The organism is Bacillus salipaludis (assembly GCF_004358205.1).
In genome coordinates, this window is record NZ_SMYO01000006.1 from 407868 (window position 1) to 422942 (window position 15075).

A 15075-nucleotide genomic window follows, 5' to 3' on the forward strand; every position below is an offset into this window, starting at 1 on the left:
TTCCAGTTGTATTAGGTTAAATACGATGTAACTTCTTTGGCGGGAGCGATGAATGTGTTTGGACATAAACGGGCCTTTTTGTACTTAAGTATTTTTCTATTTTTCTTTCACTCTTCTTCGACGGTGATCTCAACTTTTCTACCAGTCTATTTTCAAGAAGAGCAGCTTACCGGGACTCAAATAGGTTGGCTAATGGCTGTTGGGCCGTTTTCTTCATTATTATCGCAGCCTTTTTGGGGCTACATCAGCGACCGATATTAAACAATTAAAAAGATTCTGCTGCTTTGTCTAGTAGGGGTGATCTCTTGCAGCATTATCTTGTTTCAAGTTAACTCCTTTTTAATGCTTCTATTCTTATGTGCCATCTTTTATTCGTTTCTCAGTCCGATCGGAGCATTCGGTGACAGCTTAGCATTGCATACCTCTCAAATCGTTGGCTCTTCTTTTGGAAGGATTCGCATGTGGGGTTCTTTGGGCTATGCGGTTACCTCATACCTAGGGGGCCAAATTCTTACTCGAATTGGACTTGAGCATTTACTCTACCCTTATCTTGCTTTTACTATTATCGCTTTTGTTTTTTGCTGGAAGGTCATGGATATTAATACACCATCTGCACCCATAAATCTTAAGGGAGCGATCCGAAATATTCTCCGCCCAAATTTCTTATTTTTCTTACTCATCATTATGTTTGTTACGATTCCGCATCGAACGAATGATATTTTTTCAGGAATCTACATTAAGGAGCTTGGGGGTAATGAATCCTTAATCGGGTTATCCTGGTTTGTAGCAGTTGCATTTGAAGCGATTGTTTATTTACTTAGTCCTTTATGGCTGCGTTTTTTTAATGAAATGACTTATATGGTTATTGCATCGGGATTATATGGGGTAAGGTGGCTTTTATTTTCTCTTGCAGAAACTCCTTCGCAAATCATCTTGCTTCAGGCTTTGCACGGGATCACCTTTGGGATATTTTATTTGTGCTCGTTTCAATATGTTTCAAACTTATTCCCGAACGAATTTAGAGCTACTGGGCAATTATTCTTTATTTCCGTGTTTTTTGGACTGTCAGCGATCATCGGTTCTTTAGGCGGAGGGATGATTCTTGATGTTTTTAATGGTCAAATGTTATATAAACTGTTGAGTTATCTGGCTTTTGCTGGATTTGTTGGATTATTGGGATTCACTGCCTATTCGGGCAAAAAGTTAAGGCCTGTTAGTGAGATTTTACAGAAGTAAGGAAAGGAATGGAAGTTGATGAGTGAAGGAACGGGACTAATGATTCAAGCTGACCGTCTTTGGAATGATTTAATGACGCTTGGAAAAATTGGTAAGGGAAAAGATGGGGGAGTAACCCGCACTTCCTTTGATTCAGAAGATATAAAGGCACGGAAATTTTTACTTCAACTTTTAAAAGATGCAGACTTAGATCCTTATATGGATGAGGCTGGTAATATTTTTGGGCAAATTCACGGAAAGAATCCTAATTTGCCTGCGATTCTTATTGGTTCGCATATTGATACGGTGCATTCAGGCGGGCGCTTCGATGGCGCAATGGGTGTGTTAATGGGGGTTGAAGTGCTCAGGTCCATAAAGGAGAAGGGAATTCAACCGGAGCGAACAGTGAAAGTTGTCTCGTTTACGGATGAAGAAGGAGCCCGTTTTGATTATGCTTTTGTCGGAAGCACCGCCTTGTCGGGTGCGATCAGTTCTGATCAATTGCAAAAGGATTTAGCGACAGCCCTTGATCAGGAGGGATTTTCTTATTTAGAAGCGATGAAACGTGCTAGTATGGAAGGCGGCTATTTTAGCCGAATTAATCCTGAAGAGTTGGGAAAGGCTTGTGTCAGAAAAGCTGAAATAAAAGCCTATATTGAAGTACATATTGAACAAGGAAAAGTTTTAGAAAGTCGCGATTTAGCTGTCGGGGTGGTGAGCGGCATATCAGGCGGGCACTGGGCCGAGGTTACCATTACAGGAGAGGCTGGTTATGCTGGGACAATCGGAATGTTGGAACGAAAAGATGCGTTAACGGCAGTGGGTGAATGTTTGCTTGCTATTGAAAAAATTGCACGTGATAGCGGTGGAAGTGTGGCAACCGTTGGAAAGGTAGCGGTCAAACCCGGAAGCGGAAACGTGATTCCTGGTCGGGTTGATTTTACATTAGATGTCCGAGATATCTCCGATGAACGTCGCGAGCTAACTGTTAAAAAAATTAATGAGGCATTACGAGAAATCTCTGCAGATCGAGGTGTGGACTGTGAAATAAGGCCGTTTCAATTTATTGCATCCGTTATGAGTTCACCGTTGGTGGTTGAGGCTATTAAAGAAGCATTTATTGAGCTGGATTATCCGATTTGTGAGTTACCAAGCGGAGCTGCGCATGACGCTATGGTCATGGGAGGCATTACTGAAATTGGTATGATTTTTGTGCGAAGCAGGGGAGGAATCAGCCATCATCCGGATGAATGGAGTTCGTTTGAAGATGTTGCGCTAGGCTGTGAGGTTCTTTACCACACAACCATGAAGCTTCTTTAGTATGTTGAATATTCAAGACCTCTGCTGCAAAAAATAAGCTGAAGTTTTTGCAGCAGGAGGTGGCACATTTGGAAAAAAATCAACCAAACCAGGATTTAATCTCAAATAATAGAGGGAATGAAGAGGAACTGGTCATCAGTTCGACAGGGTATGGATTAGAATCTGTATCAAAAGAGGAAGCATCAAAGGAATCAAATCGTACAGACTCATCCTGTGGCGGATTGTAAGAATAATCAAAACCCTATTCCTTTTATGGGAGTAGGGTATTTTTTATTAATAATCGTTTTTATTGAAACGATTCCACCGTACGTATGATTTGATTCACCGCTTCTTCCTCATCATTCCCGCTTGCTTCAAAGGTTAATTCTGCATCCTTTGAAACAGCTAAGGACAAAACTCCCATCATAGATTTCAAATTCACTCTTCGTCCATTATGAGTAATAAAAATGTCGGAATCATAACGAGAAGCCTCTTGGACCAATCGGGTAATATATGGCGGATACAGACCTACTTTTGTTTGCAATTTTACCGATTGTTGAATCATGTAAGTACCTCCCCAATTTTCTTAAAACTCTCTGTTTTATGTATGAATCCCCACTCTAAAAAATGCACCGATTACAAAGAAAAATCCCAAAACCATTTTGGGTTTTGAGATTTTTAACACGTTAAGTTTGCTTTTTCTGGTAGGCAATCACGACAATATCGTCATGAGCATTTTGATTTAATTCGTGTTCGAAAGATTTTATTTTTTCAACCATTGAAGCATCCAGATCTGCCGTCTCATATTTTAAATCCTGTTGGTCCATCGTACCTGCCCCTTTCATCGGAATCCCGAAATATTAAATCTATTTTTCCCTGCCATTTTTCTCTTTTAATTCATAACGAATCTTGCCTGGGTCTTGTTTTCCTTTTGGTACAGATCGTTTTCCACCCAGACTTACATTTGGATAGCTTGTGCCTTTTTCACTCATCGATTTTACCTCCCATTCACTTAGGTTCTACTCATCAATCTTAGTGTAAGAAATAAGCAAACATTTCATGCAACTATAATTTTAGAAACCTTAATCGAAAAAGGAATGCACATAATGAAAAATCGGAACACTAACCGTGTTCATTTTTTAAAACGCTATCGCATCTTTTTAGGAGGATTTCCAAGATGAATTCAAAATATGAACCATTATTTGAGCCATTTACATTTCCAAATGGTGTTCAAGTTAAGAACCGCATCGTAATGGCACCGATGACAAATTTCTCATCGAATCCAGATGGGACTGTAACCGAGGCGGAGGTGAAATACTATTCACGCCGTTCGGCCGGTGTAGGCATGGTGGTAACGGCTTGTACTTATGTAACTGAAAATGGAAAAGGATTCAATGGTGAATTTGGAGCAGACCAGGATGATTTCATCCCGAGTTTAAAACAGGTAGCAACCGGGATTAAAGAGCAGGGCGCAAAAGCGATTCTGCAAATTTTCCACGGCGGCAGGGAAGTGCCTTCAGCGCTTATTCCCAATGGCGATGTTGTCAGTGCCAGTGCGGTTCCAACCGAGGGTGAAGGAAAACCAGTTCCAAGGGAACTATCCGATCAGGAAGTAGAATCAATTATCCGCGACTTTGGTGAGGCAACGCGCAGGGGGATTGAAGCAGGGTTTGATGGGGTGGAGATTCACGGAGCAAACGGCTATATCATCCAGCAATTTTTTTCACCACACTCCAATCGCCGGGAGGACCAGTGGGGTGGCAGTATCGAAAAAAGACTTGCTTTTCCATTAGCGATTGTGGAGGAAGTTAAGAAAACAGTTGCTGAATATGCGAACGGTTCCTTTATTATCGGCTATCGGTTTTCACCTGAAGAGGCAACAACTCCGGGAATTACAATGGCGGATACGTTGGTATTAATCGATGCCCTTGCTGATAAAGGCCTAGACTATCTTCATGTTTCTCTAAATGATTTCTGGTCCACTCCAAGACGCGGTATTGATGATACCCGCCCGCGGATTGAAATTATCAAGGAGAAGGTAGGCGATCGTGTTCCTGTTATTGGCGTCGGCTCGCTCTTTACTGCAGATGATGTGTTAAAAGCTTTTCAAACCGGAATACCACTCATTGCATTAGGACGAGAAATGATCATGGATCCCGACTGGGTGCAAAAAGTCAAAGAAGGAAAAGAGTCAGAAATTATCACAAAAATTGATAAAGATAAGCAGCAGGAGCTTATGGTTCCGGATCCGCTATGGCAGGCGATTGTTAATAGTCCGGGCTGGTTCCCTGGTGTCGAATAATTTTTTCAAAAAGAGATGGACCGTCTTTTATAGACGGTCATCTTCCCATCCACGAGAATAATCTTCTATTGTATTTTTCTCCTTTAAGGTTTCAACATATTGAGTTAAATCCACAGCTTGATTGGTGATTGATTCATTTTCTGTGTTTGGATTTTCTTTTTTCATCCTATAACCTCCAACTATTGTTATCCCTTTTGTAATGTATCCAAATTTTGAAAAATTACCCTGTTTAAAAACTGATAAAAAACTAAGGAAAAAGAATGCGTATTGTAAATGATTTTTGTGAATAGGATAGATTTTTAAAAGGGGATGGGAGAGTCAGGATTTTAACTTTAATAACATGCGAACCTGTCAATCCGGGAACCCATCGGTTAATTAGTTATTTTGGTATTAGATCCTTACCACACGTCCATTAAAGGTCTGTTTCCAATATCCTTTCGACAAATCCTCAATCGCAACTCCTGTATTGTTTTGGGAACCGATGAATTTCCCATTCCCAATATAAATGCCAACGTGCCCGTCTTTTTTGTAGGTATCAAAGAACACCAAGTCACCAGGCTGGATTTCATCGAATGGTACCTGTTTGCCTTCATTTTTTAAGCTGTCTGTCGAGCTGCCAATCTCAATCCCGGCTTGGCCAAATGCCCAATGAACGAACCCTGAACAATCAAACCATCCATTGGCAATATCACTTGCGTTCCTCCCGCCGCCAAATATATAAACAGAGTTGCCTATATATTTATAACCCGCTTTTATTACCGTTTGTATCGATCCTTTCACAGGGGCTGTTTGAAAGTTTTCCAATGTTTTCATGCTTTTAGGAATAGGCTTTTTTGACGTTGCTTTATGTATTTGTGCCAGCTTTTTTGACGTTGCTTTTTGTATTTCTGCTAGCTTTTTATATTGTTCTCGTTGTGCCTTAAGCTCTGTTTTCCTATTTGTTAAACTAGCCTTCAAATCATCCAATTCCGCAAGTTTATCTTTTAAAGAATGCTTCTTATTTTCATACTCTTTATTCTCTTCCGCCTGTTGATTTAATAGTTCCTTGTCTGCTATCACAACAGTGGAAACAGCGCCGGCCCGCTCAACAAAATCTTTGATATTTGTAGACCCAAGCAATACATCAAGATATTGTAAGTTTCCGCCATTTTGTTGATAGGCTTTAGCCCGTTCTTTTAATACTTTATTTCTCTTTTTCATCGAATCCTTTAATTGTAAAATTTTCTTTTTTAACTTTTTAACCTGGGATTTTGTAGTTTTGGCTTGCAAATTTGCCTCTTCAAGTTCCTTTTTGTTTTTTTGAATCGATTGGTTAACTTTTTTAAGTGAAAAGTCATTTGGAGTATTTTGAACAATTGGTGGAAGATCTTCTGTGGGATGGTAAGGAAGTTCTGTATCAGCGAATGCTTTTGGAATGGTTCCGATTGCTAAGAAAACTATTGAACTCAACATTATAAACATGAATCGAATCAAATTCATCACTTCTTTCTTAAAAAATGGTTCTGTTAAACTTGGTTGTTGAATTCCGCTCCAGGCACTTCGCTTTCCGTGGGCAGTCTGGGGAGCCTCCTCGTCGCTTTGCTCCTGCGGGGTCTCCCCTAACCCATACTCCCACAGGAGTCTTCGTGCCTTCCGCTCCAATCAACTTTGTTTAAAAAATAATAATTGTTCTTTGACAAAGTCTAAAAATAACCAGAGACAAAATGTATTTTCTTAAAATTCTTACAATTGAAATTATAACATTACATTTTTTCAGCTTTGTAAAAAGGTAATTACAATTCAATATCAGACTAGCTACAAAAAGAGACAGGGACAAAAAAGTCCCTGTCTCTATTCTGGAATTTCTTCGTAGGCTAATTTTTTAATGATGGCTTCATGTTGAGGGTATTTTTCTAAAAGCTCTGCCTGTGTAAAGAGTTCAAAGTCCTGAAAATCAAAACCTGGCGAAACCATACACCCGACCAGTGAATAGGTATCCTTTTCCATAACAGATGATCCGAAGATGGAATTTTTCGGAACCAGCGCCTGCGGGACTTCACCGTTTTCACAATTCATCCCGATCTTCATTTCTTCATAGTTTCCATTTCCATGAATGACATGGACAGTTAACGAACTACCACCATGAAAATACCACAATTCATCGGATTTCAAACGGTGGAAATGGGAAACGTCGTCTGAAGTTAACAGAAAATAAATACTAGTAAAAAGCTTTCGGTGACCATTAAATCTCTCTGAATCAGCGAACATCTCCTCCGATTCAAACGTTCTTTTATAATAACCGCCTTCAGGATGGGGCTCCAGCCCAAGAGTTTGGATTAAATCTGATAATTCTCTTTTATTCATTGCAAAATTCCTTTCAAACTATCTACGTATTCACTGCTTGTATTCGGCATTGTAGGAATTTTCTCCTGCGTGGACAGATAGAAGTGTGTCTGCATATCCGACTAGACGGTTGACAATTTCATCCGAAATCGCATATACAAGACGATGGTGTTCGCCTTTATGGAGAACCGGATTATCAAAAATGATCGTCGTATTAATGAAAATATGCTTGGTATCATAAAGGTTGTAATGGATGATCGTTTTTCCCGCGGCACCGCCTGTTAGCGGATCTTTATAATGAGGCAAAAAGATATACCATTCTTCCGCAGTCGGTGACCGAAAATTTTTCGTAAAGGTCATGCCTTTAATTTCCTCATCAATTAGTTGTTTCAGTTGTTCGTCCATTACATCAATGATGTTATTTTCCATGCAGATTCCTACTTTCTAAAAAACAATGCCTCGAGATGCAGCCCGTGCTGTTGAACTCTTTTTTGAATGTTTTCTGGTGTGATTTGCATTTCATTGTATTCAATTTTAACTTCACCATCATCTGTGTCAACTAAAGCGCGCTCGACGCCGTCAATTTGAATTAGGATAGACTCTAAAGTCTGAATAGCTTCTAGGTTCATGGCTTCTTTTAGCTGTAATGTTAGGTTATTCATATAGCTTCTCCTTCCTGAAAATAAATCCAAGATTACTTTTTCCACAATTCAACTGTTTTATTTAGAAATGTATTACATAAGAATTGTATAATACTAATAGGGTTCATTTGGGATGAGGAGGAGAAATGATGCGTGATGAAGGATACATAGAGGTAACAGGGGGAAAGGTTTGGTATCAAATTTTTAATAAAAACGTCAATGGCACTCCTGTCGTTGTTTTACATGGCGGACCAGGGTCATCGAGTTTTTCACTGCAAAGTCTGCAAGCATTGGGGACTGAGCGGCCAGTTATTCTCTATGACCAATTAGGCTGCGGCAGATCGGAACGGCCAACAGATCCATCCCTATGGCGGATTGAACGATTTGTAGAAGAATTGGGTCAGGTGAGACAAGGGCTAGGGCTTGATGTCGTTCATATTCTTGGACACTCCTGGGGAACAACGCTTGCGGCTGCATATTGTTTAACAATGCCAAGCGGTGTAAAAAGTGTTATATTTTCTAGCCCGTGTTTAAGTGCGCCAATTTGGGAACAGGACCAGCGTCGAAACCTTATGAAACTGCCAAAAGAGGTTCAGGAGACGATTAGGCGGTGTGAAGAGAATGGAACGACGGATTCTAAGGAGTTTGAAGAGGCAACGAAAGTTTTTAACAAAAATTTCGTCTGTCGAATTGATTCAGATCCGGAATATTTAAAAGAAGCTTCAAAATACAAAAATCCAGAAGTGTACAATATTATGTGGGGGCCTTCTGAATTTACGGTTCTTGGTAATCTTAAAAGTTTTGATTGTACGTCACAGTTGTCGGAAATTACTTGTCCAACGCTTTACACCTGCGGCCGTTATGACGAAGCTACACCGGAGTCTACAAAATATTTTAGCTCTCTTACTCCTCAGTCGGAATTTCATGTTTATGAAAACAGTGCTCACCTGCCGTATATTGAGGAGCCCGAAGAGTATTTACGGGTTGTAGGGAGCTTTCTTGGAAAAATTGATTCTTTATGAAACTCGTCAGTTGACGGGTTTTTTCATTTTAATCATAGGTGATTATCTACAGTTTACCTTAACGTATAATGAAATACTTCATAGGAAAGTATACCATTGGAATATTTCCTTAAGGAGGGACAACATGGAAAATAGAAATGAAGATGGGACTGCCATAAATGGTGTTGGCAGCTCCAATGATCACCGTTTTGCTACGAACGAGCATGATATGACATTAACAAATCGCCAGGGGCATCCCATTACAGATAATCAAAACATCCGGACTGTTGGAAACCGAGGGCCTTCTACACTCGAAAATTATCATTTTATTGAAAAAATCTCTCATTTTGACCGCGAAAGAATCCCTGAGCGGGTTGTACATGCACGAGGTGCTGGCGCACATGGTTATTTTGAGGCGTACGGAAAAGCGGGCGATGAGCCGATTTCCAAATATACGAGAGCAAAATTACTACAGGAGGCAGGGAAGCAGACACCTGTGTTTGTCCGTTTTTCTACGGTTGTTGGCGGCGGACATTCTCCAGAAACTCTTAGGGACCCTCGTGGCTTTGCCGTTAAATTTTATACCGAGGATGGAAACTGGGACCTGGTCGGTAACAATCTAAAAATCTTCTTTATTCGAGACCCACTAAAATTTCCTGACATGGTGCATTCCTTCAGGCCTGACCCTGTAACTAATTTGCCAGATCCAGAAAGAATGTTTGATTTTCTTTCTCAAACACCAGAAGCTACACATATGGTGACATTTTTGTTCTCCCCATGGGGAATTCCTGCCAACTACCGCCAGATGCAGGGTTCAGGGGTGAATACTTACAAATGGGTGAACAAAAATGGTGAGGCAGTATTGATAAAATATCATTGGGAACCGATCAAACAAGAGATCAAAAACCTGTTGCAAAAAGAAGCGGATGCCATTCAGGCAACCAATTATAATCATGCCACCCAAGATTTGTATGAAGCAATCGAGCGAGGCGAATATCCGGAATGGGAGCTTTGTGTTCAAATTATGAGTGATGATGAACATCCTGATCTTGATTTTGATCCGCTTGATCCAACAAAGTTGTGGCCGACGGATCAGTTTCCATTTTTGCCTGTTGGAAAAATGGTGTTAAATCAAAATCCGGAGAATTATTTTGCAGAGGTGGAACAAGCTGCTTTTGGAACAGGTGTATTGGTAGATGGACTTGATTTTTCAGATGATAAATTGCTGCAAGGGCGGACATTTTCTTATTCTGATACACAGCGTTACCGGGTTGGAACAAATTATTTACAATTGCCAATCAATGCTCCGAAAAAGCATGTGGCAACCAATCAGCGCGATGGGCAAATGTTGTATCAGGTTGATTCGGCTCCGGGACAGAATCCACATGTAAACTATGAGCCATCGACATTGGGCGGGCTTAAAGAAGCGGACAAAAACGGCAAGGACCATGAGCCGCAGTATAGTGCAAAGCTGGTTCGGGAAAAAATTGAGCGCACCAATGATTTTAAGCAAGCGGGCGATACGTACCGGAGCTTTGATGACGTGGAACGAAATGAACTTATTTCAAATCTTGTAGATGCGCTAAAAATATGCAAACCACATATACAGGATCAGATGATTGAATATTTCACAAATGCAGATCCGGAATACGGAAAACGAGTTCAAGAAGAGTTGGAGAATGCAAAGCGAGAAATGCAGGCGCATACCAGCACAGCTGCCGCCGATGAAACCTCTCTTAACGCCCAAAATAAAGGTCGAAAAACAGACGGGTATTAAAACGGAGTTTTTGTTCTAATTGAAATTCATTCCATCCTGATTAAATATTTCAGGATGGATTTTTTTAAGAAGCAGTATTCTTAATGATTTAGTTTTTCTTCTTTTTCTTTTGTCTGTATAGCAGAGGATTTCCTCCGAGGATTTTTTGCAATCTTTACTAAAGAAATAATAAACACAACACCTAAAATGGCTGTTAGAACCCACGCAAAAACTTCAATTCCATTCATTCCTAAAAGCCTCCTTGTCAAATGCTGTTTCTTACATCTACGCTATTCATTCCGGAAATATGTCTAATCAACTATTATAAAAATATCCCAAAACAAAAATGTAAGCGTTACCATATACAATTCTCCGCTACTTTTTATTTTCCTTTAAATAATTTCTAATAATCAAAATAGTAAATCCGACAAAAATCGAGTGGTGACAGGCACCACCCGATTTTTGTTGAAAAACTTTGGTTAAGTTTCCATAAATTAGACATGATAAACGTAGTGGTGATGTGTATGTGGAAAATGGTGCTCGGGTTTATTCCGGATTGGAAGGTTTTGGTTCAAGCTTTGGTTACTTTTTTGATTCCTTATGGCATCACTAAAGTGTTTAGTTGGATTCGTCAGATAGAGGAGGATTAGAGGGCTATGAAGGGACGAAAGTTCGAGATTAGAAAACTGAAAAAACAGTCATTTCCATCTACGGAACATCAGGAATTCAAGCCTTTACATTCTACCTCTAACCATTTTAGCGGGGATCTTCATGCAGATTTAGAGGTGATCCGCCAGGAAATTGGACATAATTCCGATTTGAATATTCGCGAGTTTATTATAGGTGGAACAGGGGTTCAGGCAGCACTAATTTTCATCGATTCCCTTTCTGACAAGGAACTCATTGATCAGCACATTATGAAGTCCCTGATGATGAATTTCTCAGAAGTTTGTAATCTGCCTAGCTCTCCAAACCATTTGACCATCCCAATGGAGTTTTTAAGAAATCAAGTTTTACCTATTAGCGAGATAACCGAAGCACAAGAGCTGCAAGAGCTAGTTACAAAAGTTTTTAAAGGCTCAACAGCCTTAATGGTTCATGGGCAAACGGATATTTTAATTTTAGGGACCGCGAAAGGAAAATCGCGTTCAATTGAGGAACCAGTATCCGAAGCATTGGTAAGGGGACCAAGGGTAGGCTTTACGGAAACCTTGGGCGATAATACGGCCTTATTGCGTCAGCAAGGTGATAATCGAAATTTAACCTTGTTCCATTTTCAGGTAGGGGAGCGATCACATAAAGACCTTGTAATCGCTTATAACCAGGAAATTGCCAATCCAGAATTGATCGAGGAAGTAAAGAAAAGAATTAATAAAATTAACCTTGATGATGTTGCCGAATCAGGCTATATAGAGCAACTAATTGAGGACAATTTCCTTAGCCCTTTTCCGCAAGCACAAAACACAGAGCGGCCTGACCGTGTAATTAGTGCCTTAATGGAAGGTCGGGTGGCAATATTACTGGACCGAACACCATTTGCACTAATTGTCCCGGCCACTTTCAATATGATGCTGCAATCGCCGGAAGATTATTATGAACGATGGATCCCGGGTTCACTCATTCGTATGCTGCGTTATTTGGCTGCATTTATTGCTCTTTTTGGACCATCTTTGTATATTGCCTTTATTTCATTTCATCCTGGTTTAATTCCAACAAAGCTCGCGATTTCAATTATGAAAACACGCGAAGGAGTCCCTTTTCCCGCCCTTATTGAAGCCCTCATTATGGAGATATCCATTGAAATTCTTCGTGAGGCAGGGTTACGTTTGCCGAAACCGATCGGTCCGGCAATGGGAATCGTTGGAGGTCTCATTATTGGTGAAGCTGCAGTACAAGCGGGAATCATTAGCCCGATTATGGTTATTGTAGTGGCAATTACGGCGATTTCTTCGTTTACCATCCCGCAATATAGCACGGGAATTTCATTACGAATGCTCCGTTTTGTGGCAATGTTTAGTGCAGCCTTATTTGGTTTGTACGGGGTCGTTTTATTTTTCCTTTTCCTCTGCAGCCATATGGTAAAACTAAAGAGTTTTGGTGTTCCCTATGCCAGCCCAGCCGTTCCATATCGGCTTAATGACTGGAAAGACTTCTTGGTGCGGATGCCATTAATGCTCATGAAACGCCGTTCAGAAATGATGAAGACAAAGAATCCAATTCGAAAAGGTTAACCAATACTGAAAGGAAGCGGATCAAGAATGATTCGTACAAATGAAAAAATTACGACCCCGCAAGCAGCTGTCATTGTCATCAATTATATTTTGGCTGCAATCATTTTAACTTTGCCACGTTCAGCTGCGCAAAAAGTGAAAACACCCGACGTATGGATTTCCGTTTTAATCGGCGGTTTTATTGCGATGGCCGTAGCGATATTGATTGCCAAACTTAATCAACAATTCCCGACGAAAACAGTCTTTGAATATACCCAAGACCTTATTGGAAAAATTGGCGGCAGGCTATTGGGAATATCGATTTGTATTTATTACTTTACGATTTCTGCCTATGAAGTTCGAACCATGGCCGAAGTGACAAGAATGTTTTTATTAGAAGGAACACCGATTTGGGGGATTATCATGCCCTTTATGTGGGTGGGGCTGTACTTGATCTTAGGGGGGATTCCTTCCATTGCCAGACTCTTTGAAATTATTTTTCCAATTACAGTCATTTTTTTTCTTTTAGTTGCTTTTATGAGTTTTAAAATATTTGAAATCGATAATTTGCGACCTATTTTAGGAGAGGGGGTTATGCCAGTCATCAGGGGGCTGGAAACCACGGCACTGGCCTATACCGGGTTTGATATTATGTTAATTCTAGTTCCATTTATGCAACAGCCGAAAAAAGCAGTAAAAGCAGTCGTTGTTGGTGTTTCGCTTGCAATCGTTTTTTATCTGATTACTGTTGTGATGGTAATCGGTGCCTTGTCAGTGGACGGAGTCCTAACAAGAACTTGGCCAACATTGGATATGATTCGGAGCTTTGAATTTCCCGGTCTGCTCTTCGAACGTTTCGAATCCTTGGTGTTGGTTATTTGGATCATGCAAATTTTTGCTACGTATGTTATCACGTTTTATGCATCAGCATTAGGTTTTTCCCAAATATTCAAAAGAAGGATTCAGCCCTTTATGTATGGGTTGCTGCCAATTATATATATCGTTGCCATGCATCCCAAGAACCCTAATTCGCTATTTAAATTAGGCGATTGGATTGGAAATGCTGCCTTATTCTTCTTTGGAGCAATGCCGGTAGTTATGCTGACAGTTGCAAAAATTAAGAGGAAACGACATGAAAAGTAGCATTAAAATCATGATGCTTTCTCTTGTCGTTCTACTGCTCGGAGGCTGCTGGAGCAGTAAAGAAATCGAGGAATTAGGGTTAATTGCCGGTACTGCAATGGATTTGGAAAAAGACGGAGAACTAAAAGGAAAATTAGAAGCAGATGATAAAAGTCTTCCTAATAGACCTCTATTCACTTTAAAGAATCAATTTGTGATATCAAGTGGAACGGGAGCAGGGAAAACAGAGAACCCTACTGCACAACAATCTTATATTAACATTTCTGAAACAGGCGATTCCATTTTACCAACCTTACGAAACATGACATTAAAAATTGAAAAGCGAGCTTTTGCCGAACATGAAAAAGTGATTATTATTGGAGCAGATCTGGCACGTAAAGTAAGCCTGGAGAAGGCGCTTGATTTTTTCATAAGAGAACAGGAAATGAGACCAAGCTGTCTTGTTATGATTGCAAAAGGCCAAGCTGGCAAAGTTCTCGAATCAAAAAAACCAATTATTCCTGCCTTTCACCTTTATCAAATTACGCAAGGGGAAAAAAGAAATGCCAAGATTGTACCGGCAATGCCTCTAGGCAAATTAGAGGGGAAAATGAATTCAGGATCCAGTTTTTTGATACAAAATGTCAGCATAGAAGGGGGAGAAGCAAAATTTTCTGGGGCTGCGATCATAAAGGGAAAAACGAAAAAACTACTAGGTTTTTTGAATGAAAAGGAAGTAGAAGGTTTAGCCTGGATTGCCGGAACGGTAAAAGGCGGGGTCATCAGAAGTATTGATAAAAAGAGCGGCCAACCAATTATTTACGAAATGCTTTCGTTGAAAAGCTCCATTAAACCCCACTTAAAAGGAAACCAGCTTTCTTTCCATGTTAACATTCAATCGGAAGGACGAATTGCTGAAAACTGGGTATCATCTGGAGACCCGTTTAAAAATGAATTTCTAAAAAGAGCCGAAACAGCTGCCAAAAACCAAGTCAAGCAGCTCATTCAAGATTCACTTCAAAAAACACAACACCATTATAAAGTAGACGTCGTCGGATTTGGCAACCAACTAAGAATCCATTATCCCGCCCAATGGAAAAAACACAAAAAAAACTGGGACCAAACCTTCAGCCAGATCCCCATCACCTATCATATAAAAATCACCATAAAAGACTACGGAATGTCAGGATAAAAGCAATCGACAAAA

At 40.2% G+C, this 15075-nt stretch carries 17 protein-coding genes and 1 pseudogene; 9 read left to right on the plus strand and 9 right to left on the minus strand.

Translation table 11 applies throughout. The annotated features are described in order from the left end of the window. Positions 1–54: 54 nt before the first annotated feature. From E2K98_RS15105 to E2K98_RS30980, 3 genes and pseudogenes are all read left to right on the plus strand, one after another. A pseudogene (locus E2K98_RS15105) lies at positions 55–1236 on the plus strand (MFS transporter). An 18-nt stretch (positions 1237–1254) separates the two neighbouring features. Next, positions 1255–2535, plus strand: a complete 1281-nt coding sequence (locus E2K98_RS15110) for a Zn-dependent hydrolase (RefSeq protein ID WP_133335457.1) — start codon at positions 1255–1257, stop codon at positions 2533–2535. A gap of 68 nt (positions 2536–2603) precedes the next feature. Next, positions 2604–2762 carry a hypothetical protein gene (locus tag E2K98_RS30980; protein ID WP_165976285.1) on the plus strand — a complete coding sequence of 53 codons (159 nt, stop codon included), beginning with the start codon at positions 2604–2606 and terminating at the stop codon, positions 2760–2762. A gap of 59 nt (positions 2763–2821) precedes the next feature. Here E2K98_RS30980 and E2K98_RS15115 read toward each other — a convergent pair whose 3' ends face one another. The 3 genes from E2K98_RS15115 to E2K98_RS32055 form a co-directional block, all read right to left on the minus strand. After that, positions 2822–3079: an HPr family phosphocarrier protein gene (locus E2K98_RS15115; RefSeq protein ID WP_133335459.1), complete on the minus strand. Its 258-nt coding sequence runs from the start codon at positions 3077–3079 to the stop codon at positions 2822–2824. Between the two features lie 121 nt (positions 3080–3200). Beyond that, positions 3201–3341: a hypothetical protein gene (locus tag E2K98_RS30985; RefSeq protein ID WP_165976286.1), complete on the minus strand. Its 141-nt coding sequence runs from the start codon at positions 3339–3341 to the stop codon at positions 3201–3203. Between the two features lie 39 nt (positions 3342–3380). After that, a complete protein-coding gene (locus E2K98_RS32055) occupies positions 3381–3506 on the minus strand; it encodes a hypothetical protein (protein ID WP_268884104.1) in 126 nt (41 codons plus the stop codon). A gap of 185 nt (positions 3507–3691) precedes the next feature. On the opposite strand from E2K98_RS32055, the gene E2K98_RS15120 reads away from it, so the two are divergent. Then, positions 3692–4816, plus strand: coding sequence for an NADH-dependent flavin oxidoreductase (locus E2K98_RS15120; protein ID WP_133335460.1), 1125 nt, complete (start codon positions 3692–3694; stop codon positions 4814–4816). Positions 4817–4843: 27 nt separating this feature from the next. Here the strand turns inward: E2K98_RS15120 and E2K98_RS30990 are convergent, their stop codons facing one another. The 5 genes from E2K98_RS30990 to E2K98_RS15140 all read right to left on the minus strand — a co-directional run bounded on the left by E2K98_RS30990 (position 4844) and on the right by E2K98_RS15140 (position 7800). Continuing rightward, a complete protein-coding gene (locus tag E2K98_RS30990; RefSeq protein WP_165976287.1) occupies positions 4844–4981 on the minus strand; it encodes a hypothetical protein in 138 nt (45 codons plus the stop codon). Between the two features lie 225 nt (positions 4982–5206). Then, a complete protein-coding gene (locus E2K98_RS15125; protein WP_165976288.1) occupies positions 5207–6289 on the minus strand; it encodes a C40 family peptidase in 1083 nt (360 codons plus the stop codon). A 357-nt stretch (positions 6290–6646) separates the two neighbouring features. Continuing rightward, positions 6647–7159, minus strand: coding sequence for a cupin domain-containing protein (locus E2K98_RS15130; RefSeq protein WP_133335464.1), 513 nt, complete (start codon positions 7157–7159; stop codon positions 6647–6649). Positions 7160–7189: 30 nt separating this feature from the next. Beyond that, on the minus strand, positions 7190–7567 hold the full coding sequence (locus E2K98_RS15135; RefSeq protein WP_133335466.1) for a hypothetical protein: 378 nt from the start codon (positions 7565–7567) through the stop codon (positions 7190–7192). A gap of 8 nt (positions 7568–7575) precedes the next feature. Continuing rightward, positions 7576–7800: a heavy-metal-associated domain-containing protein gene (locus E2K98_RS15140; protein WP_133335468.1), complete on the minus strand. Its 225-nt coding sequence runs from the start codon at positions 7798–7800 to the stop codon at positions 7576–7578. 125 nt (positions 7801–7925) lie between these two features. Between E2K98_RS15140 and E2K98_RS15145 the strand changes: the two genes are divergently transcribed. Both E2K98_RS15145 and E2K98_RS15150 read left to right on the plus strand, forming a co-directional pair. Next, entirely contained in the window at positions 7926–8801 is an 876-nt protein-coding gene (locus E2K98_RS15145; protein ID WP_133335470.1) for a proline iminopeptidase-family hydrolase, read from the plus strand. Between the two features lie 208 nt (positions 8802–9009). Beyond that, the gene (locus E2K98_RS15150; RefSeq protein ID WP_235824825.1) at positions 9010–10557 is read left to right on the plus strand and encodes a catalase; all 1548 of its coding nucleotides are present in this window, start codon (positions 9010–9012) and stop codon (positions 10555–10557) included. An 80-nt stretch (positions 10558–10637) separates the two neighbouring features. Here the strand turns inward: E2K98_RS15150 and E2K98_RS30995 are convergent, their stop codons facing one another. Continuing rightward, positions 10638–10784, minus strand: coding sequence for a hypothetical protein (locus E2K98_RS30995; RefSeq protein WP_165976289.1), 147 nt, complete (start codon positions 10782–10784; stop codon positions 10638–10640). Between the two features lie 408 nt (positions 10785–11192). On the opposite strand from E2K98_RS30995, the gene E2K98_RS15155 reads away from it, so the two are divergent. Genes E2K98_RS15155 through E2K98_RS15165 form a run of 3 tightly spaced genes read left to right on the plus strand, consistent with a single transcriptional unit; the run spans position 11193 to position 15060 of the window. Then, positions 11193–12767, plus strand: coding sequence for a spore germination protein (locus E2K98_RS15155; protein WP_133335474.1), 1575 nt, complete (start codon positions 11193–11195; stop codon positions 12765–12767). A 27-nt stretch (positions 12768–12794) separates the two neighbouring features. Continuing rightward, complete coding sequence (locus E2K98_RS15160; RefSeq protein WP_133335476.1) at positions 12795–13889, plus strand: spore germination protein; 1095 nt, start codon at positions 12795–12797, stop codon at positions 13887–13889. Continuing rightward, the gene (locus E2K98_RS15165; protein ID WP_133335478.1) at positions 13879–15060 is read left to right on the plus strand and encodes a Ger(x)C family spore germination protein; all 1182 of its coding nucleotides are present in this window, start codon (positions 13879–13881) and stop codon (positions 15058–15060) included. The genes E2K98_RS15160 and E2K98_RS15165 overlap by 11 nt, the downstream gene beginning before the upstream one ends. Positions 15061–15075: the final 15 nt, after the last annotated feature.